Annotated in this window: 19 protein-coding genes; 9 read left to right on the top strand and 10 right to left on the bottom strand. The window is 39.1% G+C overall.

What is annotated here, in order from left to right:
- Positions 1-1,585 precede the first annotated feature (1,585 nt).
- From RSJ42_RS16030 to RSJ42_RS16015, 4 genes are all read left to right on the top strand, one after another.
- Entirely contained in the window at positions 1,586-2,830 is a 1,245-nt protein-coding gene (locus RSJ42_RS16030; RefSeq protein ID WP_410508251.1) for an ORC1-type DNA replication protein, read from the top strand.
- A 528-nt stretch (positions 2,831-3,358) separates the two neighbouring features.
- Positions 3,359-3,925 (top strand): dephospho-CoA kinase, encoded by a 567-nt coding sequence (locus RSJ42_RS16025; RefSeq protein WP_410508250.1) that lies wholly within the window; start codon positions 3,359-3,361, stop codon positions 3,923-3,925.
- Between the two features lie 380 nt (positions 3,926-4,305).
- Positions 4,306-4,785, top strand: a complete 480-nt coding sequence (locus RSJ42_RS16020; protein ID WP_410508249.1) for an RNA-binding domain-containing protein — start codon at positions 4,306-4,308, stop codon at positions 4,783-4,785.
- 75 nt (positions 4,786-4,860) lie between these two features.
- Positions 4,861-5,634 carry a sugar phosphate isomerase/epimerase family protein gene (locus tag RSJ42_RS16015; protein ID WP_410508248.1) on the top strand — a complete coding sequence of 258 codons (774 nt, stop codon included), beginning with the start codon at positions 4,861-4,863 and terminating at the stop codon, positions 5,632-5,634.
- Positions 5,635-5,775: 141 nt separating this feature from the next.
- Here the strand turns inward: RSJ42_RS16015 and RSJ42_RS16010 are convergent, their stop codons facing one another.
- Complete coding sequence (locus RSJ42_RS16010; RefSeq protein WP_410508247.1) at positions 5,776-6,273, bottom strand: gamma-glutamylcyclotransferase; 498 nt, start codon at positions 6,271-6,273, stop codon at positions 5,776-5,778.
- Between the two features lie 93 nt (positions 6,274-6,366).
- Positions 6,367-7,419 (bottom strand): elongation factor Tu, encoded by a 1,053-nt coding sequence (locus RSJ42_RS16005; protein WP_410508246.1) that lies wholly within the window; start codon positions 7,417-7,419, stop codon positions 6,367-6,369.
- A 648-nt stretch (positions 7,420-8,067) separates the two neighbouring features.
- Between RSJ42_RS16005 and RSJ42_RS16000 the strand changes: the two genes are divergently transcribed.
- Positions 8,068-8,334 (top strand): hypothetical protein, encoded by a 267-nt coding sequence (locus RSJ42_RS16000; RefSeq protein ID WP_410508245.1) that lies wholly within the window; start codon positions 8,068-8,070, stop codon positions 8,332-8,334.
- Positions 8,335-8,534: 200 nt separating this feature from the next.
- On the opposite strand, the gene RSJ42_RS15995 is transcribed toward RSJ42_RS16000, so the two are convergent.
- Entirely contained in the window at positions 8,535-9,707 is a 1,173-nt protein-coding gene (locus RSJ42_RS15995; RefSeq protein WP_410508244.1) for an RNA ligase, read from the bottom strand.
- A 251-nt stretch (positions 9,708-9,958) separates the two neighbouring features.
- Here RSJ42_RS15995 and tnpA point away from each other — a divergent pair, with 251 nt between their 5' ends.
- The 3 genes from tnpA to RSJ42_RS15980 all read left to right on the top strand — a co-directional run bounded on the left by tnpA (position 9,959) and on the right by RSJ42_RS15980 (position 12,516).
- Positions 9,959-10,399, top strand: a complete 441-nt coding sequence (gene tnpA / locus RSJ42_RS15990) for an IS200/IS605 family transposase (protein ID WP_048106147.1) — start codon at positions 9,959-9,961, stop codon at positions 10,397-10,399.
- Positions 10,362-11,615 carry an RNA-guided endonuclease InsQ/TnpB family protein gene (locus tag RSJ42_RS15985; RefSeq protein WP_410507638.1) on the top strand — a complete coding sequence of 418 codons (1,254 nt, stop codon included), beginning with the start codon at positions 10,362-10,364 and terminating at the stop codon, positions 11,613-11,615. The genes tnpA and RSJ42_RS15985 overlap by 38 nt, the downstream gene beginning before the upstream one ends.
- Positions 11,616-11,763: 148 nt before the next feature.
- Positions 11,764-12,516, top strand: a complete 753-nt coding sequence (locus RSJ42_RS15980) for a TIGR00266 family protein (protein WP_410508243.1) — start codon at positions 11,764-11,766, stop codon at positions 12,514-12,516.
- A gap of 187 nt (positions 12,517-12,703) precedes the next feature.
- Here RSJ42_RS15980 and RSJ42_RS15975 read toward each other — a convergent pair whose 3' ends face one another.
- The 6 genes from RSJ42_RS15975 to RSJ42_RS15950 all read right to left on the bottom strand — a co-directional run bounded on the left by RSJ42_RS15975 (position 12,704) and on the right by RSJ42_RS15950 (position 21,388).
- Positions 12,704-13,480 (bottom strand): CBS domain-containing protein, encoded by a 777-nt coding sequence (locus RSJ42_RS15975; protein ID WP_410508242.1) that lies wholly within the window; start codon positions 13,478-13,480, stop codon positions 12,704-12,706.
- A 340-nt stretch (positions 13,481-13,820) separates the two neighbouring features.
- Positions 13,821-14,666, bottom strand: coding sequence for an HPP family protein (locus RSJ42_RS15970; RefSeq protein WP_410508241.1), 846 nt, complete (start codon positions 14,664-14,666; stop codon positions 13,821-13,823).
- Between the two features lie 630 nt (positions 14,667-15,296).
- The gene (locus RSJ42_RS15965; protein WP_410508240.1) at positions 15,297-16,298 is read right to left on the bottom strand and encodes a CBS domain-containing protein; all 1,002 of its coding nucleotides are present in this window, start codon (positions 16,296-16,298) and stop codon (positions 15,297-15,299) included.
- Positions 16,299-16,549: 251 nt separating this feature from the next.
- Entirely contained in the window at positions 16,550-17,344 is a 795-nt protein-coding gene (locus RSJ42_RS15960; protein ID WP_410508239.1) for an HPP family protein, read from the bottom strand.
- A gap of 220 nt (positions 17,345-17,564) precedes the next feature.
- On the bottom strand, positions 17,565-18,890 hold the full coding sequence (locus tag RSJ42_RS15955) for a cyclic nucleotide-binding/CBS domain-containing protein (protein WP_410508238.1): 1,326 nt from the start codon (positions 18,888-18,890) through the stop codon (positions 17,565-17,567).
- A gap of 1,043 nt (positions 18,891-19,933) precedes the next feature.
- Positions 19,934-21,388: a replication factor A gene (locus RSJ42_RS15950; RefSeq protein ID WP_410508237.1), complete on the bottom strand. Its 1,455-nt coding sequence runs from the start codon at positions 21,386-21,388 to the stop codon at positions 19,934-19,936.
- 590 nt (positions 21,389-21,978) lie between these two features.
- Here RSJ42_RS15950 and RSJ42_RS15945 point away from each other — a divergent pair.
- On the top strand, positions 21,979-22,602 hold the full coding sequence (locus tag RSJ42_RS15945; RefSeq protein WP_410510394.1) for an RNA 2'-phosphotransferase: 624 nt from the start codon (positions 21,979-21,981) through the stop codon (positions 22,600-22,602).
- A gap of 89 nt (positions 22,603-22,691) precedes the next feature.
- On the opposite strand, the gene rtcA is transcribed toward RSJ42_RS15945, so the two are convergent.
- A complete protein-coding gene (rtcA, locus tag RSJ42_RS15940; protein ID WP_410508236.1) occupies positions 22,692-23,750 on the bottom strand; it encodes an RNA 3'-terminal phosphate cyclase in 1,059 nt (352 codons plus the stop codon).
- Positions 23,751-23,910 lie beyond the last annotated feature (160 nt).

Raw genomic sequence — 23,910 nt, 5'->3', positions numbered from 1 at the left:
CTCGATTTCAGTGAAAAATCCATTCTCAGTTAACTTCCATAGCATTCTTTTCTTAGGAAGCTTATTTTCAATAACTATCGCATCTCAAGGATTGAGTCTCATGAATCGCACCTTGATGGATCCTTCACTATAGCTGTAGATCAGCAATCTCTACAGTTTTATGGTACTGTCTTGTTATCAGGGATTAAAAGTAGTTCGTTTTTCTTCTGAAATTAAATAAGTTATTGAATGATTATTATTCAATTCATTATCTTGAATAATTTTTTTCCTGTAGTTTTTATAATATTTCAAGTAATTTTGTTCAATTTTTCTGATAATCTTATAATAACAACTGCAGTAAAAATTACTAGATTATAACTTTACAAATCTATTTCTTGAACAATTATTTGAAAAATAAATACTTGAAAAATACTTTAAAATACGTGAAAATAATTTCTTGAAAATAATTACTTGAAAAATACTTGAGAAATACTTGAAAATACTTGAAAAATACTTGAAAATAATTACTTGAAAAGTATTTGAAAAATGAATGCCCTGAAAAAATATTGATAAGAAAATACTTGAAAAATATTTGTAAAACGAATATCCTGAATAAATATTGATAAGTTATATAACCACATAAGAAATTTTTTGGTTATTAAAACTCGCTATATATGTTTAGTTCCGAGATATATTGATACTTTCTTTTATCTATTTTGTATTTTTTATTGTTTATCTTATCTTCAGAATAGCTATTTGCATTAAAACTGTTTTTAATTTTAATATAACCACTTTCGTTTTAAATCAGGCATTTTCTTCTTTTCAACTAAAATAATGTAATAAATATATTTTATCATTCAATGGAAATAAGGGGGTTCGAAAATATTCTATCTTTCTCCATTCGAAAATGAGGGTTTAAATCTAACCTTTGTGGTATATGGAATTTTTTATTTTTTATTTTATTCTGGTGTTGTCTGTTGATATTGATTCTCATATATGGTATTTAAGGAAAATAACAGTTCCAGTGGAAACTAAGGGGTCTTCACCATAACTATTAATACCGTGTACTTCCATTGCATCTACTGCAAATATACCCTGAAATTAGAAGCTTATATACAAATTTTATCTAAAATTTTGGCTAAAGAACATTCCGAATACAAATTTAATCAGGACTTAAGAGATAAGATAAAGTGCGCAACTAACTTTTCAACTAGCCTGAACTTGCCGTAAACAAAATTTTCAGGCATTAACTTTAAGAGACATGCATTTATCTATCCATCTCTTTACGTATCTGTCACCCCTGAAAGCATGACTTATTTAGATTATATAAAATAAAGAGCCGGGTTTCCATAATTACTGAGAACTAAGAATGAAAGACAATTTGAAAATTAGCATTTAAGGTTCCGTAAATATTCGTTCAATGTATGATTGAAATTATACAAAGGAAAAACAATTTTTCAACTCGTTAATTCCTTAGACGCCTTATTTACTTTATACATCAACTTAATAAGCTAACTGTTAATGGTCTTTATTATGTTAGTTGTCTTATTAGCTACTCTAACCCGTTGCATCCGTAATTAAATAACTTTTATGAAGATGGTCACCTATGATAAAAGCTCAATCATTAGACGGCTTATTCGAAAAATTACTTGACGGAAAGTCAATTTTTAAAAATAAAGAGGTCCTCAGGCCTTCTTATACTCCGGACCTGTTATTACACAGGAATGACCAGATAAACAGCCTTGCAACAATTCTTGTTTCCGCACTCAGGGGAGAAACCCCTTCAAATGTCCTTATTTACGGAAAAACAGGGACAGGAAAAACTGCTGTAACCCGGTATGTAGGAAAAGAACTCGAAAGAGTCAGTGAAGATAAATCAATTTTCTGTTCTGTTGTTTATATTAACTGTGAGGTAATTGACACTCAATACAGGCTTCTTGCAAATCTTGCCAGACATTTTGAAGAAGAAGTCCCTATGACCGGGTGGCCTACTGACCAGGTCTTCATGAAATTCAAAGAAGCAATCGATTCAAGAGACCAGGTAATTATAATCATTCTGGACGAGATAGATAAGCTGATCAAAAAAGGCGATGATGTCCTTTACAACCTTTCGAGGATCAACACCGATCTTAGAAAAGCCAAGGTCAGCATGATAGGGGTTTCCAACGATCTTAAATTCACAGAATTCCTGGACCCAAGAGTTAAGAGTTCTCTTGGTGAAGAAGAATTAATATTTCCGCCTTACGATGCCGAGCAGATCAGCGATATCCTGAAACAGAGGGCAAAAATGGCTTACAACGATGGAGTACTTGGTGAAATGGTAATCCCATTATGTGCAGCCTTTGCAGCCCAGGAACACGGCGATGCAAGGAGAGCTCTCGACCTTCTGCGGGTATCAGGAGAAATTGCTGAAAGAGAAAACCAGCCCCAGGTTCTCGAAGAACACGTAAGGCGCGCACAGGAAAAGATCGAAATCGACCGTGTTGTAGAAGTTGTACGGACTCTCCCTACCCAATCCAAACTCGTGCTCTACAGCATTATCCTGCTCAGAAACAGGGGAAGAGAAGGCAAAAATGTTACAACCGGCGAGATGTATAATGTTTACCGCCAGCTCTGCCATCACATTGACGTCGATATTCTCACCCAGCGCAGGGTCACTGACCTTATGTCAGAACTTGATATGCTTGGGATAGTAAATGCTGTGGTAGTAAGTAAAGGCCGTTATGGAAGGACAAAGGAAATATCTTTGAGTGTCCCTATGGAAAACACCCGCAAAGTGTTACTCGAAGATTACAGGCTCAAACCTCTTGTAGATTTCAAAGTCTCAGTCTTTAATAAAATGTTCTCATGAGGTTCCTTGAAGTAATGCGAGATTCCTTGAAGTAATATGAGATTTCTTAAAGTAATATGAGATTCCTTAGTGGTCTCTCAGATTTCTAAATAACTTCTCTAAATCTCCAATAAAATCTCTATCTTCAATAAAACCCCTAACTTCAATAAAATCCCTAACTTCAATAAAATCCCTAACTTCAATAAAATCTCTAAAAACCGGATGAATCGTCTTTTGACCGGCTTTTTAGAAAGTTCTTTCTTTAAAGTCTCTTTTCAGATTTACTATTCAATCTTTTTAAAATGGATTTTACGGAAATAGCTCATTTTTTTCAGGAAATAATATATATGATCCTGTGGTTTGACTATGATCATATTATAATACTATCATATTATAATACTATAATTCATATTCGACTCATGTTTCAGGTATGGATCTACATTACTCAAATCTGATACTGCCTAATATCTTACAATAAGTTTTTATCAAAACTAATGGTCTAATTTGCTGATCTAAATTTACTTAAATAAGTTTAAAAGGTAATTTTTGATGAAGATAATTGCGTTCGTTGGCATGCCAGCTTCTGGGAAATCCGAAGCTTCCAGGATTGCTGCCGAAATGGGCATTCCTGTTATAATCATGGGTGATGTGATCCGAAAGGAAGTATTGAAGCGAGGGCTTGAGCCCAGTGATTCCAATACCGGAATGGTTGCAAATGATCTCCGTAAACATGAGGGCATGGATGCCGTTGCCAGGCGTTGTATTTCTCAGATCAGGGAAACAGGTTCAGAACTTGTAGTCGTGGATGGTGTGCGCGGAATTGCCGAAGTTGAGTGCTTCAGGAAGGAATTCGGAAAAGGCTTTATCCTGATTTCCATTTATGCTCCCATTGAGGTCCGTTTCTCCAGAATCCAGAAAAGGGGAAGAAGTGACGATATGAACAGTATTGAAGGCCTCCGCCAGCGAGATGAAAGAGAACTCAGCTGGGGTATGGGAGAAGCTATAGACGCTTCCAATGTGGAAATCGAAAACAACTTCACACTTGAGACTTTCAGAAAAGATGTTATTGAAGTCTTGAGTAACTATTTGGGATCAGGCAAAGGAAATAATCTCTAATAATATCTCAAGGAAAAGTAAACTCTAATAATATCCCAAGAAAAAATAATCTCTAATATATCCCAAGAAAAAATAATCTCTAATATATCCCAAGGAAAAAACTGACAGGATAATATTCAAGAATATGCTCTGCAAATAATGTTTTAAGAGCGTTTCAGCAGGTAAGTCTTCCTTGATAGATTAGGTTTTCCTTAATAGGTCAGGTTTTCCCAAATGGTCAAGCTTGCCTTAAAATAGCCAGCTATTTTTAAGTTATCTTTATTGATCAGTCCCAATACATAATAGAGAAAACACTATTAACCGAAGTCCTTCTGGAATAGCAATGTTGGAAGTAAGCAATTTGAAATAATAGTATTTGAAAGTATAAATGGAGTACACTCATGATAAGTGTAAAAGTATCAGCATCTGTATATCCCACGGAAAGTCCTGAGAAGGTCATCAAAGCAATTTCAAGCCTTTTTACAGGAATAGAACTCCAGAAAGAAAGCGTTGACTCAACCCAACATAAAAATGAAATTTCTCCTTCTTTTCGTATTACAGGCAAGGGAGGGCTTGACCTCCTGTTGACCCTGCACGGGCTCATTCGCAGGGAACAAATTATAGATAGCATCCGCAACAAAGTTTTCAATAAAGGATTATCCAGCGAAGGGCTTTCAGTCAGTTTTTTGCTCAACAAACAGGCAGCTTTTGTCGGAGTTCCCAGCGTTCCTGCTGAAGAAGAACCCCTGGGATCTATTGAAGTCAATATAAGGGCAGAATCTTCCGATGAAATGGAAAGGCTTTTTGCATGGCTTTTGCCTCTCACAGAAGAAGGGATACCGGTTGTTGAAGTGGGAATGGATTATGTGGAAAAGAGCTAAAGTCTCAAAATCGGTATTTGAAACTTAGCTAATGAAGCTTGGTAAAAGGATGAATAAATAGGGTGAGTTATTATCATGCAGCTGCATAGAATCAGTTATTCATCGCGTTCGGTCGTTGAAGACCCTTTTAAATGGGCATACACTCTGGAAGACAATGGATACACTGGCTGGGAGATCGTTCAGGAAGGGTCGCAGTGCCTGAGCAGTAAGACCGTTCAGAACCTTAAGAATATTTATGATACTACCAACCTGGAACTGACCCTCCATTTGCCTTTTTCGGACATGAACCTTGCGGGTCTGAATGACTCAATCCGTGCTGAGGTACTCAGGCAGATGAAACACTACCTGACCCTTGCTTCTAATTATGTGAGTCTGGCTGTGGTACATCCAGGATATCTCTCTCCGTATGGGGCACAGGTTCCGCAGCAGGCCTATATGACAAATCTTGCCTCTATCCGGGAATTATGTGATTTTGCAGCTGATCTTGGAGTCCTGATAGCTGTTGAAAATATGCCAGATCTCCCGAAGATTTTTGGTAAATACCCTGATGAAATGGAAGAAATGCTTGATGCTGTTGGCAGCCATAATGTGGGCTTTACTTTTGACGTCGGGCATGCAAACACGGTTGGGCTTATAGACGAATTTCTGGACCAGCTTGGAGACCGGGTTTCCCATGTGCACATTCATGATAATATGGGCAAAAAAGACGATCATTTACCGATCGGAGAAGGTACTATAAACTGGAAGCACGTTATGGAAAGGCTCTCAAACTATAAAGGAATTTTTGTTACTGAAATGGCTTCGGTTGAGGAAGGGATCAGGAGCCTTGAGTTCTTGAGGAAACTGTAATATTAGGCAGTCTTCCGGTACTTTCTTACTTTTTATTTCCTTGTTTTTTCTTTGTTTTGGCTTTTTCGTGGCATTTTATTCATTTTATTTATTTTAATTCTTTTATTCGGATAGTTCTGTATTTTATTCATTTTTATTCTTTCATTCAGACAGCCCTTTTTCTTTGAGGTATCTGGCCCAGTCCCCATGCTTGATTACTTCAGTTTCAGGTTTTTCATCGTAAACATAGATGAAGCTCCTTAATTTCTGCTGCTCTATTTCAAGGTCAATATATTCCCTGTGGTACCCGCCAAAGAGTTCCATATAATCAATGGATTTTGCAACCTCAAGCTGTTGTTTTCCTGAAAACCTGCGCACTTCTGCAACCACAGAACTATTCTCATCAGGGTAGACAGCCGGGTAAGCGCCCAGGGAGTAAAGGGCATATCCTTTAATTATCGTTATGCCCAGAAAGTCCGACCTGTTTGGGAGGTTCAAACGCCGGCTGTTATGCAGTCCGTCTCTCAGGCTGCCGTAAAGAGCCATAATGATCTCTTCACCTTCCACTCTTTCGTAAGAGCGCTGCCAGCAGATGTTTCTATGAAAGATTCTTCCGTAAAGAGCCTTTCCGTAAAGAGCCTTATCTGTACCCTGAGTCATTTTTACCCTTCTGCATCAATCTCTTTCAATTTAGTTTTTAATCTGGCTTTAGTCCGATCCTTCGATCAGCTTTTAATCTTTCCTCTTTTTACCTTATTTCGAAAAGCCATAAGCTGCAAAACGCTGGGTCAGGTCAAGATTTGCGAGCAAAAAACGATCCTGCTTGTCGTAAGCAACTTTTTTGTTCCCTGAAAGTTCCAGTACACAGGTAGTGCCCGGTTTTGCTTCCTTTACTTCATTTCCGTCAACCAGAATCTTTTCAACACGCACAGGCTCAGATTGAAGTCCAACAAAAAGGTGAAGCACACTTGCAGGTTCTATCTTTTTTGTGAATTTTGAGATTGAACATTCAAGAGTATAATCAGTAGTTACAATCTCCTTATCTGAAATGATGAAACCTCTCTCTATATCCTTTGCCTGAACATTTTTAAGGCGCATCCCAACTCTTGTGCCTGCTGGAGCGCTGTTGATATCCACATCATGGCTCTGGATAGAGCGGATTTCAATATCTCTATCAAGCGGGAAAATTTTGGTTTTATCCTTGTCCTTTGATACACCCTGCTTGACAACCCCGAGGACAACACATCCCTTGCCTGTAACGTTGAAGGCATGGTCTATGAAGATCCTTGCGGGCAGGTTATTAAGTTCTGCATGTTCGGCTTCTATTTTTTCTGCCATCTCATTGATTCTGGCTTTGAGGTCATCCACACCTTCAAAAGGATTTTTGGCACTCTTGTTTGTATTGAGGGAAATGCATTCCCACTCCTGAAGTACTGTTCCTGCAGTGATGGCTTTTAGTTTCGCTTTCAGTTCATCAATTGCATGCATGTGCGTGCTGTCTGATCTTGTCAGCGCAATGATTCCATGTTTAAAGCCAAGAAGGTCAAGGGCAACAATGCATTCCCCGGTGTGGGCATCCAGGCCCTGAGGAGGAATGCAAAGGACTGCAAGGTCGGAAATATTCAGTGCCGTAACCAGAGACTTCAGAGTTTTAGGGTAGCTGTGGGCATCCACAAAAACCATGTTGTGGCCTTCTTTATCGTTATTATACATCGTTATATCGGAGGAAGTTCCTTTTCTCCCAAGATTTGCGGCAAGGGAAGTCCTGCCGCTTTTTTCTGTCCCTATAATTGCAACATTTACCATGGTTAGTCCCCTTTTATGTATCAATATTTTATAAACAAATGATATGTATGAGAGTATTACCCAGATTATAAAATCCAGAACGTTGTCAAATCCAGATTGTTAAGTCCGTGTTGTTAAGTTTGTTTTGAATAATTGAATTTCAAATATTAGCCTAACCTTAATGCTTAAGTTTCTGAACATTACGACTAAAGTTATGCATATACTTATTAAGGACCTTATATTGGAAGTGGATGAACCAGTAAGTAATCCTCGTAAGTAATTCTTTAGTCATATACTGGATTAACACCCTTAATCCTGCTATTAATACTAAAAAGCTTTACCTTCAAGAAACGCAAAATTTTACATATCGGACAAATAAAATTCCAAAAAGCCTATTAACAGAAACCAGGGGACAAATATACTCCGAAAATAAATAGAATCAAAAAAGGAAAATTGGTGATACAAGTAAATAAAAAACAGCAGATACAATAGGTATTCCCTGTTCCGTGGAGATCTTTAACAAAGGAAAAAATGTTACCATTATTGTTTATGGAAACTATTTATGGAAATTATTTATGGAAATTATTTATGGAAATTATTTATGGAAATTATTTATGGAAATTATTTGTTGAGATTATTTATGGAGATTATTTATGGAGATGAAACAAGATGACTGAAGAGATGGATAAAATAGCGCTGGAAGGCCAGATAAAAAATATCCAAACATTAATCGAGCTTGACGAAGAGGACATCAAAAATTTTACAGAAGACCTGACGAATCACAATCTAACGGAAGAACCTTATTATAATCACATAATAGAAACTATCAGTGAAAAAAGAACCCATGTGGGGATATTATATAAAAAACTCGAAATTTTGACCGACGAAACCCTATCATATGAAGAAAGGATGCTACGTGCCTCATGGGTAGATTAATTCTTTTTCTTTCCTTTTCGTACTAATAATTAGGGCGTGGACCTGCAAACAGGCTGCTGGATATCCAGGTATAATTAACAATTAAATACCTTTCCGAAAGGGAGGACAATTTTTAAAAAACTGAATTGACACAGGGACGTTTATTGTTTTTCAGTCAAACCACTAAAGGCAAGAAAAGGTTTACCGGAGGAGAATACCTGTCACCAGAGTTCTCCTTCCCATATTGCCTGAGTTTTATCATTTGTGCTTTTATTAACTTTTTTAATGTTTATCAGGTATTCATTTCCTACGGGCTGCGGATCTTCAAAAATAGCATCCACTCCAAGCCTTTTAAGGTAATTCTCGAATTCCATTGCAGTTTTCAAATCTTTTACCCGGATCCTGACATATTCATAGAGTCTCTGCCCATTCTTTACAGTCCTGATCGATTCTCTAAGGGGATTCAGGATGCTCTCTCCAAGTTGCATATAACGATTTTTAAACTCAGCTTCATTTTCATTCCATTCAACAGTCTGGAATCCCTCTCTAACAATTCTGGAAAGCATGTAGTCCCGGCCTGCTTCATTATAAAACCTGAACGCATGTCTTAGATCGGAACAGTTGCTCTCGGACGAGGTATATTTCAGGGGGGCAAGAACCATATCAGGGTCTTTTATTACCACGCCTTCGTGTTCTTTTTCCCCTAAGTCTCTGATAATTTTTGTAACTTCTTCTGCAGCTGTTTCCAGGGAAAATTCTCCAAAACACTCAACCTGCAAAAACCCATATTCTTTCAGAATTCTTTGCTTTCTGTTTATTGGAAGAGGGTTGCCGCTATTTTTTTCCCGGATATCGAAGATATAGAAATCTACGGACTCAATGCCGTAGATTTCTTTTGGGACATAAGGATTGTCAGGGCCCAGCATTTCTCCATAAAGCACAAGTTCGGGAAAGTCATCAAAAAACCTGAGGTCAAGTTTTTCTTTTGCCCTTTCAGTTGAGTAAGGACATACATAGCCGCTCCGTGTAATTGCCAGGATATCATCTTTTACATTTGCGACCCTTACATTATACCCATTCATTTTTTCTTCTACAGATATCTTTTCAAGCCCGTTGAAATGTTTCTTCAGGGTAGGGTCCAGTACCATGGCTCTCCGGATTTTAGGAAAACCTACAATTACTTCAAATGAATCCCCTTTTTCATAAAGCACTGTTCCCCTTTCTATACGGGAAATTTCTTTGTCGAACCGGAAAAGGTAGTCATATTTTCCCCAGTTCCTCGCAAGATAGTTTTTTTCAAAAATGTGTTGAATTCTTCCCTGATCAAACCCCAGGAAGTCAGCCAGCCGCGCAACAAAGTCAGGATCTATTTCCTCATTTTCCCCTCTATTCATACTTATTTATCTGTTTTCGAGCGTGAAATAGGTTATCATCCTTACAGGGTTTCCGGACGTGTCAGTTCACAAAAAAGTCTGTGGTTTATAAAGACGGTCCAATCTATCAAAAATCTTTTTAACTTTAAGGCGGGAAGTCCCCTTCCTCGGAGGGCGTAGCCCGACAGGTGGGGGATGAAAGCCGTCAACTTCTACAAAACAACAGTAGCATAATTATTTATACTTATAGTTACATCAATATAGTGATAACTATGCAGTATAAACTAGATCGTGGAAGCCATTCTGTATATTCACTCCATTATCATTTCGTTCAGTGTGTGAAATATAGAAGAAAAGCTCTAACGAACCCTTTAGTTGTCGATTTTCTTAAAACTAAAATTCATAACATAAGTGAAACATACGATGTTGAAGTACTGAATATCGAGTGTGACAAAGATCACTTCCACTTATTATTTTCAGCAAAACCTTCGCTTGATATTCCAAAATACATCAACACAATCAAAACTATAACTTCAAGGGAGATTCGTAAAAACTTCCCTGAAGTAAAGACTATGTTATGGGAAGATACGTTTTGGTCAAGATCGTATTTTATCGCATCGACAGGGCAAGTAACCCTAGACGTACTTAAAAAATATGTGGAGAATCAAGGCAAATATGCATCTGACGAAGAAGATCAAGATAAATCCGACTGAAGAACAGGTAGATGTTCTTTGGCAACTATCTGAACAGTGTAGATGCCTCTATAATTTCGCTTTAGCTGAAAGAAAAGATGCGTGGAAAACTGAACAGAGAAGTGTAAAGTATGTAGAACAACAGAATCAGCTTCCAGTACTAAAAGTAAAATTCCCTGAATACAATATAGTGTATTCCAAAGTATTGCAATCGGTTCTTAAAAAGCTCGATGCTAATTATAAATCGTTCTTTTCGCTCTGGAAAAACGGGGATAAATCTGCAAGACCCCCCAAGTTTCGAAGTGGAAAATACTTTATGACTTTGGTTTATAATCAGAGTGGATTCAAAATCAATAATGGAAAGCTCAGTTTCTCTCATAAGGCAAACGAAATTCCATTGTCTTTCGAAATTGGAAATGCTTTTGATTTGCTGACAATCAAGCAGATTGAAATCTATAATGATAATCCATACAAAGGTAGGGGTAATTTCTATGTATCAATTACATATGAAGAAAATCCAATAAAAGAGTATGTTGATAACGATTTGTATCAAGCGATAGACTTAGGTATTATAAAAATAGTTACAGCAGTAAATACTCAAGGTAAATTCTTTGAAGTAAAAACACCCAGAGCAGATCAATATTGGAATACAAAGATAGATTCAATTAAATCCAGAAGAGATCATTGTAAAAAAGGAAGCAAGAGATGGAATAGACTACACAAAACATACAGAAAAATGGAAGCAAAGAAGTCTAATCAGATTAAAGATTTCCAGCATAAACTTTCTAAAACAATGATCGAGAACACCAGAGCCAATACAATAATCGTGGGAGATCTTAACGTAAAAAGTATGGCTCAGTCAAAGAAAGTAACTGGAAAAAGAAAACGTTCTCAGAACAGATCAACACAAAATCAAGGATATCTTTCCAGATTCATCGAATTCTTGACCTACAAAGCGGAGCTTGCAGGTAAAAAAGTAATAAGAATTGATGAAAGCTATACATCCAAAGAGTGTTGTATCTGTGGAACACGACATAACATGCCACTTTGGGAAAGAACTATGAAATGTGATTGTGGAAACGTAATTGATCGTGATAGAAATAGTGCTATCAATATAATGAAGCGTTTCTTATCACAAAATGCTTTGTGGACAAGCTATCAGAAGTTTTCTGATAATCTTCGACAAACAGGATTACAGATGGATACCTGCATCACTGCAAATATCCAAATGACATAATCACTCGAAGGAAGCTCCGTCCTCGCCATCAGGCAGGGCGGGGCAGTTCACTACGTGGCTTCTAATTTCTTTTGCATTTTAGTTTTAATGTAAACGAGGAGGCTATAATATAGCTGACGATATCGACTACGAGATTATTGGCAATGAAATGCAGATCGTTGAGATTGAACTTGATCCAGGCGAGGCTGTCCAGGCAGAGGCCGGAGCTATGGCATACATGGGGCCCGGAATTCTGATGCAGACAAGTATGGGCAACGAAGGCGGAGGACTCCTTGGCGGCCTGAAAAAAGGCCTTAAAAGAGCTTTGACAGGCGAAAGCTTCTTTATTACAAGCTTTATTCACAAAGGTTCCGGAAAAGGGCATGTAGCTTTTGCAGCTCCTTACCCGGGCAAAATTCTTCCACTTGACCTTTCCAAATTCGGAGGCAGCATTCTCTGCCAGAAGGATGCATTTCTCTGCGCTGCCAAAGGTGTTGAGGTGGAACTGGCTTTTACCCGCAAACTGGGTGCAGGGCTTTTTGGTGGTGAAGGTTTTATTCTCCAGAGGCTCAGGGGTGACGGACTGGCTTTTATTCACATCGGAGGCACGGTTATAAGAAAAGATCTGGCTCCGGGTGAGACCTATAAGGTTGATACCGGATGCGTAGCAGCTTTTACGGAGAATATAACTTATGACATAACATGGTCCAGGGATTTCAAAAACGCGCTCTTTGGCGGTGAAGGAGTTGTCCTTGCTACCCTGACAGGCCCAGGTACTGTGTACATGCAAAGTTTACCTTTCTCGCGTCTTGCGGACAGAATTTTTGCAGCTTCTGCTTACGGGCGAAACAGGGAAGAACGCAGTGGCATTGGTGGGAGTGATATACTCGGAGGTCTCCTTGGAGGAGACAAATCCTTCTAAAACGGAAAGTCCACAAAAAAATACATGATATTCTTCGAACAACATGCTCAAAAAAGAATATTAAAATAGAATTCACCGGATCAGGAATTTAAAATAGAATTCACCATATTAGAAATTATTGAAAGATCAGGAAGGCCTGTCCCAAAGGGGCAGACCTTTTTCTGTTTCTCTTTTTTTCTCTAAGGTCTTATTCTTGAATTGTATTTATAACGTTCCTGCGTGCAAGGAATCCAACGAGCTCTTCTTCCAGATTAAGGACAGGAACACCTCCAACATCGTGTTCCAGCATGCTTTTAACCGCATCTGAAAGGGGAGTATTGGTGTGCACACTGACCACACTGCGGGTCATAATATCTCCGACGAGCAGGTTCTTTATTCTGGAGTCCTGCTGGTTATCAGCTACCAGGTCCCTGAAAGAGCGCATTGCAAAAGCAATATCATCTTCTGCAATGATTCCTACAAGCTTTCCGTTTTCAATTACCGGCAGTCTTCCAACGTTCTTGTCCAGTATCAGGCGCCTGGCATGAGCCACACGGTCCGAAGGGCTGACTGTAATCGGGTATTTTTCCATCACTTCCCCGACAAAACCTGTGAAACGGTTTACTTTCATGAACTCCTGTGGGGTTACCCAGCCCATTGCATTTCCATTTTCACTGACAATTATAACGCCTCCCTTCTTTTTCATCAGGGTAAGGGCATCTTTGGTATCGGTATCTGGCAAAACCTTTACAAAGTTGTCGGATACGGCTGTTGCAACATGCAAAGAGGATGCGGGTTTGCTCTGTTTCCTTCGAGTTCCGAGCTGCTCTGTCAGACTTCTCATGGTCAGCACTCCGAGTACCTGGTTGTCATGGACTACAAGCAGGCGTTTTGTGTCTTTCTTTTCCATGAGATCAAGGGCGTGAGATATGGTGTCTGACTTATCAATCCTGTGTGGTTGTACCATTATGTCTTTAACTTGCATGCTTTCACCTCATGCGTATCCAGAGTTTAATTTCCAATTTTCGCAATTTCCCGTTTTTACAGATATTCTTGCGTTTTTACAGACGTTAATACATCCATTTTTTCAAGTTTAATTTTGCATCCTTTCGCTTTCAGCTATCCTCTTTTGTTCTTTTTTGCCGTATATACCTCCATATAATACTTGATATTGATTTTAATATTGATTTTAATATTGATTTTAATATGGATTATTCATAATTAATTACTTTTTATCATTTTAAAGGTATTTTGCTTCTTTTTACTGAGCTTCTTTTTTACTCAAATATTACGGTTTATTTCCCAGTCTATTTCCAGAAATCTCTTTAGAGTACGGCTTTCATAATATCGGTCCTGCTCAGTATCCCTATTATTTCTTCATCATCACTGACAGGCAGGGCATTTATTCCTTCTTCAATCAGTTTTTTTGCAGCATCGCTAATTTTCTCGTTTATATCGATGGACATTAGTGGTGAAACCATAATATCTTCTGCTGTTAAGGGCACTTCTTTCACATACCTGTAAGTCTTCTGGCCTCCAGGTGAGGACTTCCGTGTCATCTTTATGCTTTTTGTTGATAGTTTGCCTTCGTTATCTGTTAAAAGGTTTAAGGCAATGCTCCTCCTTGAAATCAATCCGACAGGTTTTCCATTATCATCCTTGACAATTACTCTCTCAATCTCATTTTTATTCAATTCGTCTATGACATGGTTGATTGTGTGGTGCCTGTGAACAGAAACAACATCTTCTGTCATCAATCTTGGAATCTTTGTTTCTATTTCGTCTGCATGTTCAGCAACATAGCGCACGACGTCTGTTCTGGTGACGATACCTACGATATCATTTTTTACCACCGGAATATTATGTACTCCGTTCTCAAGCATCAAGGCGACTGCCTGGGAAATGGAGGCCTCGGGATAAATGGTGATTACGGACTCTGTCATCAGCAACCTGATTGGGATCTGGTCTATAGGCCGTCTCCTCCAGAGAGGTTCGGCCTGAGCCAGGCGGTTAGTGATGTCCGATTTCGTGACGATTCCCACCATTTTGCCCTCGTTAAGGACAAGCAATGTACTGATTCTGTGTCTTAACATCAGATTTCTTGCATGTGACACGGGCCCATCTGCGTTTATAACATACACAGGTGAACTCATGATGTCCGCCACATTCATTGAATACCTCCTTCATTTTTACATATATAAGTATTAACAATTATAGTTTTTGAATCAAATGTGATTTTTGTGATTTTTGATACAAACATTGCTTTAAATTCGAGCTTTTTGCCAGTATCTGTTTCTCTTTTCAACTTATTGCTGCGTTATACAGCATAAATCTGTGATATACGAAGGTGCCTCGAAGTTATCCGGAAACGTAGCTTATCAGGAAATACAGCTGGTTGAAGAGATTTGTTTCAGGTTATCTTAAAGAGTATTATTTCAGGTTATCTTAAAGAGTATCCGTGGTAATTTCTCTTGAACCTTATTTTAAGATCAGCTACGCTCTGAGCGATATATCCAGAATATAAAATTTATTCTGGTCTGTCCAGCCAAGAAGTTTACCTCCTTTCAACCTTCTAATAAAGTTGCTCCGGATTCTCTGGATTCTCTGGATTTTTTATAATTTTCCGGATTATTTCTGGCTTTCAGTTCTGGTCGGTCTAACAGAAGTCTTCTGGTTTAGTAGAAGTTTTCCGGTTAAATTGAACACTTTCGGTTTGGCAGTATCTTCTCCGGTTTCCAGAATTTTTTGGCTTCAAATTTTTTTGGTTTCAGAATTTTGTTTTAAACCTGATGGAACTCCTGTTAAAAGTCAAAACCTTTAAGGAAATCGCTCTCTGTAATAATACCGCGCAGTATTCCTTCTTCCAGAATCGGAAGCGAGCCTATCTTTTTCTCGAGCATGATTTCCATAGCTTTCCCCATATCTGTGCCAGGGCTGGTCCAGATCAGTTCTTGTGAAATAATAGAGCCTACAGGCTGGTCCAGAGCTTCATGAATATTTCCTGTTGTGAGTTTGCCGAATGCATCTCCTCTCCCCAGGTAATGGACAATATCAGAAGCTGTGGCTATCCCCGCAAAGATTCCATCCTTAACCACAGGAAGCCTTCGGAACCTATTCTGCACCATTATTTTTGCAGCCTGTCCTATACTGGTATCTGTTGTCACCATTGTGACACTTTTAGTCATGTACTCATCAACGGTTTTGTTTGTTACAAGTCCGCCCATCAGTTCTACAGCATTTCTTTCAGTAAAGATCGCGACGACCTGCATCTCATTGTTCACTATTGGCAGGCCTCCAACTCTCTTTTTAAGCATCGTTGTAACGGCTTCTTTAAAATCTGCCTGATCATGGATGTATGTAACATCAGTATCCATGATCTGCCTTACCTCTTCATTTATTGCAGCCAGCAGATTGCCTTTGAAGCGGTTTGTAACAAGGAGGTTTCTTCTGCCGCCCCCCAGAAAATCAATGATATCCACAGAAGTAATTACCCCTTCCAACCTCCCTGTTCCTGCATTCGTGATCGGAATACGCCTGAACCTTCTTTCAGTCATAATCTTGATTGCTTCCATTATGGTTGCAGTGGGAGGGAGGGTTACTACATTCCTTGTAGCCAGGGCAAGAATTTTTCCCTCGTGTGCTGAAATTCTTGACTTAAAATCAGGGCCAATTCTCATTGTACCCATGCTGCTGACCATATTTGGGTCTCTCTGTTGTGGTTTTGTGTTTGATTTGTTCACCCTTGGCTGAACATTCATCTTTTCGACTGGTACAAATGTCGTATTTTTGCTCAATAGAATCACCGAATCGAGTTGCAGTTAATTGCTTTTTTCATCTTCCGTTTTTCCTCTACCTGCATTTTGCAGGGACTTCTCCTGAAGCATTAATCGCTGCCTCACGGCCATAGTTGTGTGGAGACAAACAAAGCCTACAGCAATCTTTTCTCGAATCTTTCTGAACACTTACTCCTGTTTGCCAATCTGTAATTACTAATTATAATCTTTAATCGTTATAATCTTTTTGAGTGAGAATCTAAGTTTTTTGCGCCTCGGGATTACTCAGTCCATCCTTTAACTATGGATTCAAGCAAGTCCTGTCTATCAGCAATTCCGGATATTTTGCCCTGTTCGTTTACCACGGTTACTCTTCCTACATCTCGCTGGACAACCAGTTCAATCGCATTCTTAATTGAATCATTTTCGGAAAGAGTGTAAGCAGGAGTCGACATAAACCTCTCAACTTTGGGACTCTCATTTGGCCTCGTTCGCCTATCATCCTCCACTTCAATCCGCAGGGCACCTGATTTAATTATATCCCTTCTGGTTATCATTCCAATGGGGTCTCCCTTCTTTGAAACTACCGGAATGCCGGTGTAATCCGTTTCTATCATAAAATTCCAGACCTTAGAGACTCTTTCATCTGGAGAACAGGTTTTGACCTTTTTTGTCATAATGGCTTCTATAGTTTTTGAAGCATTTTTAGGGAGCTCTACATTTCTGAGAATGTCCACATCACTGAGAATTCCCACGACCGTTCGGTCAGTTGTTGACTTTACAACCGGAACCCTGTTCTGTTTCGATTGCACCATTAGCCTCGCAGCTTTTACAACATCCATATCCGGAGTGATTGTCGGGGACTGTCTCGCGTATCCGCTCACTGTAACGTTTGAGCGCGTGGATGTGATATTCATTATATCCTGATCATTTAGCATTCCCACAAGCCTGTTTCCTTCATCAACGACAATGACACTTCGAAGGAAGTAGTCACGCATCAGCTGACGGGCGTGAGTTACAAATTCCCCATCTTTGATACTTACAGGCCCTTCTGACATAATCTCGCTGACATTCATTGTTTGCCTTCCTGCTTTCTTTATCCTGTTTCCTTTATATTAGAACCGGAATATTCTGGATAAATCTAATATCTGGTACTGCTCTAATATCTGGTACTGCTCTAATATCTGGTACTGCTCTAATATCTGGTACTGCTCTAATATCTGATACTGCTCAACTTCAAATTGGAAATCCGGTACTTTTCAGTACTTTTTTACAGTATTTTTTCAAGATAGTGAATTACTCGTAATTCTCCCCTACTTCTTCCCGACATCTTCCGCATATATACTCTCCGTTCACTAATTTAAGGTCATACGAGAAAGTATAACAGGATTCACATATACCCGATTGAAAATTCTCTGGCTCTGAAATCTCTTCAATCGACGGGATAGAAAGTAGAGCTTCTCTGTTCATATCAATAAGGTCTTTAAGAATTGTATTAAGCCCGGGTGTTACCATCAGGATATCAGTGTTCGAAATCACTCCTATTATTGTTGTGTCTTTCAGGACTGGCAGCCTTTTAATATTTGATTTTAACATGATTTCGGAAGCATCTGTAATACTTTTCTCGGGATCTACGGTTATAAGAGGGCTTGAGAGGAGTTCACTTACGTCTATCTCATCCGGCTTTCTGTCCTCCATAACAATTCCTCTCACCAGATCCCTTTCAGTTACTATCCCCATAGCAAGGTCATTCTCCGTAATGATAACGCTTCCTGCATCACGGCTGATCATTTCTCTTGCAATTGCAGAAGCATCTGAGCTGATATCCATTACTATGACTGCCTTATTCATAACCTGAGCAACCGAAACTTTACCGATCTCTCGTCTATGAATACCAGCATATTTCCCTCTGTCCCCCTCCATATCCCTTTCATGCCGACAGTTTCCACATAAATACCTGCCGTCTACATACCTGGTATCAATGGAGAAAGAATCACATGATTCGCATACATTTATTCTGGAATTCTCTACATTCGGCATCTCTTCTTTTGGAGGAATAGAAAGTAGAGTCTCCCTATTCATATCGATAAGGTCTTTGAGGATAGTATTGAGTCCGGGTGTTACCATCAGGATATCAGTATTCGAGATCACTCCTATTATTACCCCATTTTCGATGACTGGAAGCCTCTTTATATTTGCTTTTAACATGATTCTGGAAGCTTTATCTATACTGGTTGCAGGGTCTACGGTTACCAGAGGTGTGGAGAGAATCTCGCTCGCATTAACTTCGCCTGGTTTTCTGTTCTGAGCAATGATACCTTTCACAAAGTCTCTTTCAGTTATGATTCCCATAGCTGAGCCATTCTCTGTGACGATAACGCTTCCTGCATCACGGCTGACCATTTCTCGTGCAATAGCAGGACTATCTGAGTTGATATCCATCACTATTACTGCTTTATTCATAACTTCAGCAACTGAGAGTTCTCTTTCGAGCTCTCTGTCGTGAATGCCAGAACCTCTTACCTTATCGGCATCTATCTCACTTGTAGGGCTATCCGCCCTTTGAATATCGACATCTCTCCCCCTATCAGTATCTGTATCCTTTTTAGGATCATCTACCATTGAATGCCGTCCCCCTTTGTTCAGGTGCCTTAGCCTGCAGTTTACAATAAGGTCTTTCAAGCTTATGGTTTTTCTGGAAAACATTCAAGCTTGCTTTAAATTTTATTGTTGACAAAGACCAAAAACGTAGATATTGAAAATCGGATTTCTGATGGAGCAGGTCATTTCAGACATATTATTTTGATTGCACCCTCCAATCCTTCTTCCCGACACTTCTAAGACCTTTTTATGACATTTATTATATACGAGTCAATGGTACATAATGATAACGGCATTTCTTTTTAATAGAGATTACAGTTTTACCCAAAAAGGTGCAGCAACCTTTTTTATAGCTTAGTTTTTTGTTTTTTTCGCAGGAGGTTTCTGAGAGTCAGGCAGGAATTTTTTCATGACCCCTTTATTTCCACTGGAGATTTTTGCTCAAAATGAAAAATATAGAATTATCTTGAAAAAATATTAGGGAGAATTAGCAGAGAGAAAATATAATTTTCAAAAAAATATTATTAGTAATAAAACGCTTTGAATTATATTTAGAATGCTATTGATTTTTCTCACAGGAAATTTTTCTAACCCCTATATTTCCACTGGAACTCACTTCTCTACTTTTTGGCTGTAAAAATTCGGGCTTAAAACTGCCAAATTCTAAAATAAAACAAAATAGGAACTAAAAAAAATCTAAATAACAAATAAAAGTATAAATGTTAAGTGAAGAAAACAAAGATTTGATTGACTAAGCATGGTCAGAAAAGGGCCTAACGTAAAAATCAAAACAGAATTGAATAGTCATCCTGCAAAAATATATAAAAATAAAATAATAAAAAGTTGGCTGTAAAAAATTAATATAAGACACATAATAGTATGTAAAAAATTAATAAAAGATATATAATAGTATGTAAAAAATTAATATAAAACACATAATAGTATAAAATTAAACATTGAAAGCCGACAAATGATAAAAAATTAAATAAACCGATTGAAAGCAAGAAATTAAAAATGAGAGAGCTTAAATAAAAGAAGACAGGGGAATGATCAAAGAAGAATGATCAAAGAATAATCACTCTACTCCTGTTTCCAACACTCAGTTCCATTTCTTCGTTCAGCCCATACTTGGCATATGCATCAATAATCTGAATTTCGGAATCAATATCCAGGTCTTCTATTACATACGCCTGTTCTCCCCAGAGAGTCAGCCGGATGCTGCCTGTCTCATCTTTAAGCTGAAGGTTTGCAACCAAATTTCCGGTTCCGTCTTCTTTTTCAAATTCTCTAAGTTCTCCTATCTCGGAAACTTTTCCCTGCACAGAGTAACTTTCCCCGGGGACGATATTAACAATGTCAGTAAATTTCTCTCTGTAATCAACCTTTTTTTCACTTCTTTGAATTGTTCCTCTGGCTCCCAGGCTGAGTTCAACCTGCTGGTTGAAAGCGTTTTCCCGGGAATAAGCGTTAAGGACTTCAACGGTTTCATCAAAGTCGATTTCTTCAAGAAAATCAGTTTTCTCATCCCAGACTGTCAATCTTATTTTGCCTGTGGAATCCCCTAACAGGATATTTCCAACTCTTCCAGCAGATCCGTCCTTTTTCTCGAAAGTCCTGACTTCTGAGATATCAAGCACCCTTCCGGAGACATTAATATTATTCATTTCAGCTTTTATATCTGCAACAGGGGTAAATTCCTCTTCGTATTCGACTTTCTTTTCACTTTTCCTTATTATGCTCCTGTTTCCTATTTGCAGTTCAATTTTCTGGGTAAAGGCATTTTGCCTGGCGTAAGCATTAACGAGCTCAACAGTGTCCCCATACTCAATCTGATTCAGGAAATCGGTTTTTTCGTCCCAGAGAGTCACTCGAAGTGTACCTGTTTCATCTCCAATTGTCAGGTTACCAACTCTTCCGCTGTTCCCATCTTTACGCTGGAAGGTTCTGACTTCCGAGACTTCGAGTACCTTTCCAGTAAGGTTCAGGTCTCCCATGCCATCTTTTATATCCTTTATTTTATGGCTGCTCGAAACCACATCAATCTCTTCTTCACTTTCGGTCAGCACCCCATTATTGCCGATATTAACTTCCACTCCCGAGTACCCCTGCTTGGCAAATCCGCTGACCTGAACGGTTTGTCCTGCTTTTACCTTTCCCGTTTTTATCAGGTCTGCCATGTTGTCCCATAAAGTTAATTTCACTTTTCCTGTCTCGTCTCCGACTATAAGGTTTCCCACTCTCCCTATAGTCCCGTCATTCCGTGTGAATTCTTTAGTATCGAAAACTGAAATAATTCTTGCAATAAAATTAACAGGTCCGCTCTCGGGGGTGATACTTTCTATTTTTATATTATCCCTGCCCGCATCTGAGAATCCCAGCTCATTGGCGACCAGCATAGCTGCCATTGCTTCATCACAGAGCCCACCCATATTTTCGACTTTTTCCTGCGTGCGGTGCAGGAAATCCTCTCTACTTATGACGTGGCTGAGCTTCTTGTAAATAGTTTCAATATCTGTCATGTTACTCCCTTAATTATTAAAGCTTATTTTCATGCTTGGTGGTATTTTTAATATATGTACTTGCCTTGGGATCAGGCATAGGTGCCTGAAAGAGCGTTACATAAGCCTTATTTCAAAACTCAAAGCATTTGAGTATGAAGCATTTCAGGTATCTGAATGTTTCAGGTCAGGCTTGATATAAAATTCGGATTATATGTTTAAATTTAGGGTGAATATGTTCTTGGTCTCGTATAAGAAATAAACCAGAATCTACATGTCCTTTTGCTAATGCATAATAAGAATATCCCTGAAAATTAAATATTATTGGTAAGTCCTTTCTTTTCCGGTTTTTAAAGATTACTATTTTTTAAGGGTCTCCTGATAAGGTATGTAAGGCGTCTTACTAAAGATTACCGTATGTGGGGTGAAAGTATTCTCACACATAAGAGCTTCTGGGGTTGCGGGAGCTCTCTAAAAAAGAAAGCTCTCTAAAAGAGAAGGAAGTTTTAAGGCAAACCCAAAAACTCTCTTTCGAAAAACCAGTTTTAAGAAATAACGTTAATTAAAACAAAACCTTATTTATGGTAAGGTTTCATTATGTACGTGATATCATGATTCGAAAATGCACTGAGCACGGCTATTTTAGAGGAGGCAGCTGTCAGCAGTGTAAACGCCCTGGTAGATACGTGCTTGATGACGGCAGAGAGGAAAAGCTTGGCAGATTCGTATCCGGTACTCTCCGGCACTTTCCGGCATCTGCAGGGGTTAAAATGGATAGGTGCGGCTGGGTAGACCTGAACGCTTTCTGTGAAGTCATGAAAAAGCGTTATAACTGGATGAGAAAAGAATACCTTTATGCCCTTGTCGAGTCTGACGAAAAAGGAAGGTATCAAATTAGTGGGCCCATGATCAGGGCGCGTTACGGACATTCGGTTAACGTTGATCTTGATTATGAAGAAAGTGATACCCCATATGTGTATTATGGGGCAAGTCCTGAAGAAGTGGATATGCTTATTGAGAATGGAATTTTCCCTATAAAACAGCGTTATGTGCATCTCAGTACTACATATGAAAAAGCAGCTGAAGTTGCCCTTATTCACACTGAGAGCCCTGTGATCCTGCAGGTTGATGCGTTTAAAGCTCAGGATGACGGAATTTCTCTGAAGCTTGCAACAGATTACATCGTGCTTGCAGACAAAATACCTCCCGAGTACCTTTATGTGCTCGAGGACTAATTTCTCCTTATTTTAGGACTAATCTATCCTTATTTACTACTTTTCTGATGTTATCTTCTTTTTTCTTTTTTCCCGCTTTTACCTTTTTATCAATCTACCGATACTTCAAAGAGGCCTTCTTTTTCCTCTATTTTGAATTTCACATCCAGGAACTGCTCTGTAACCCAGATATTTGTTGCTGCATGCAGGGTCAGTTCCCGGACAGTATAAGAACTGCTGCCTGCAAGTGCCATATACGGGATCAACTGGTCTGCCAGATGAGTATCCACGGCAGCTCCGGCTCTTAGCTCTTCAATAACTTCTTCTGCAGCGCTTCTGCCTACTTTCTCAGCAGGCAGACCCCTCTTTCCAAGGGCACTTCCCGCGCAGTAACCGGTCCAGAGGGTTATTCCGCTTCCCGTGGAAAACAATTCGTGTGACTGGACCTCAATTATGGAAGTGTATCCAGTTTCAAGAAGCAGGGATCTGGCAGATTCAGCCTGGCGAGCTGGTACATGGGAAGGAAGGTTAGATGCGTGTGAAATTCCTGTGATTTCCTGCTGGCTCCGTTCTCCCTTCACATCTGCCTCACCTGTCAGGCCTTCTCCTGTTCTTTTGTTTTCTTCAGCCTTACGGAAGTGAAAGCCATGAAGCTTGCAGGGTTCAAAGACAGCTGAAACATTTCCTCCTCCCCTGGGATAATAACCGCGCTCTTTCAGGGTTACGCTGCCTGCATATCCAAGCTGTTCAAGCGCCCTGAATGTTACATGCTTCAGATAGTCAATTGTCGGGGACCATAAAACATCAGTCCCGCCTCTGATTGCTAATTCGACCTTTTCTTTTGCAAAAGGCATGGCTGGCATAATGCACTGCAAAAGAAGAGTTATGCTTCCTGCGGTCCCGATATCAATATTATACTTGCCCCCCTTAATTTCCACTGGAGCAAAAAACAATTCCGATGAGCCCTGAAAAAGCCCTGAAACCCGTGCCCCGCAGATCTCAGCTGCAGTTTCCAGAGCTTTAAGGTGCTGCTGTTTCAGGCCCGGGTTTGGTCTGTTTTTCCTTATATTCGTAACCTTTATTTCCTTTCCGGTAACTGCTGAAAGCGCAACAGCGGTTCTGACTAGCTGCCCTCCTCCTTCCCCATAAGAACCGTCAATTTCTATCATTTCCTTCTCCCCGTTGTTTCACTTATAATATCATTAAATCTTCCATTTGGTATTTTTTTCACTCGGTGTTTTTTTCCATTCAATATTTTTTCAGTTTTTACTGGGCTTTTTAGCTTTTACCGGGTTTTTCCCAGCTTCTTCGTGTTTTGATTTAGTTGTT

The sequence above is a fragment of the Methanosarcina hadiensis genome (genome assembly GCF_046529725.1).
Taxonomy (GTDB): domain Archaea; phylum Halobacteriota; class Methanosarcinia; order Methanosarcinales; family Methanosarcinaceae; genus Methanosarcina; species Methanosarcina hadiensis.
This window is presented reverse-complemented; position numbering and strand designations above follow the sequence as displayed.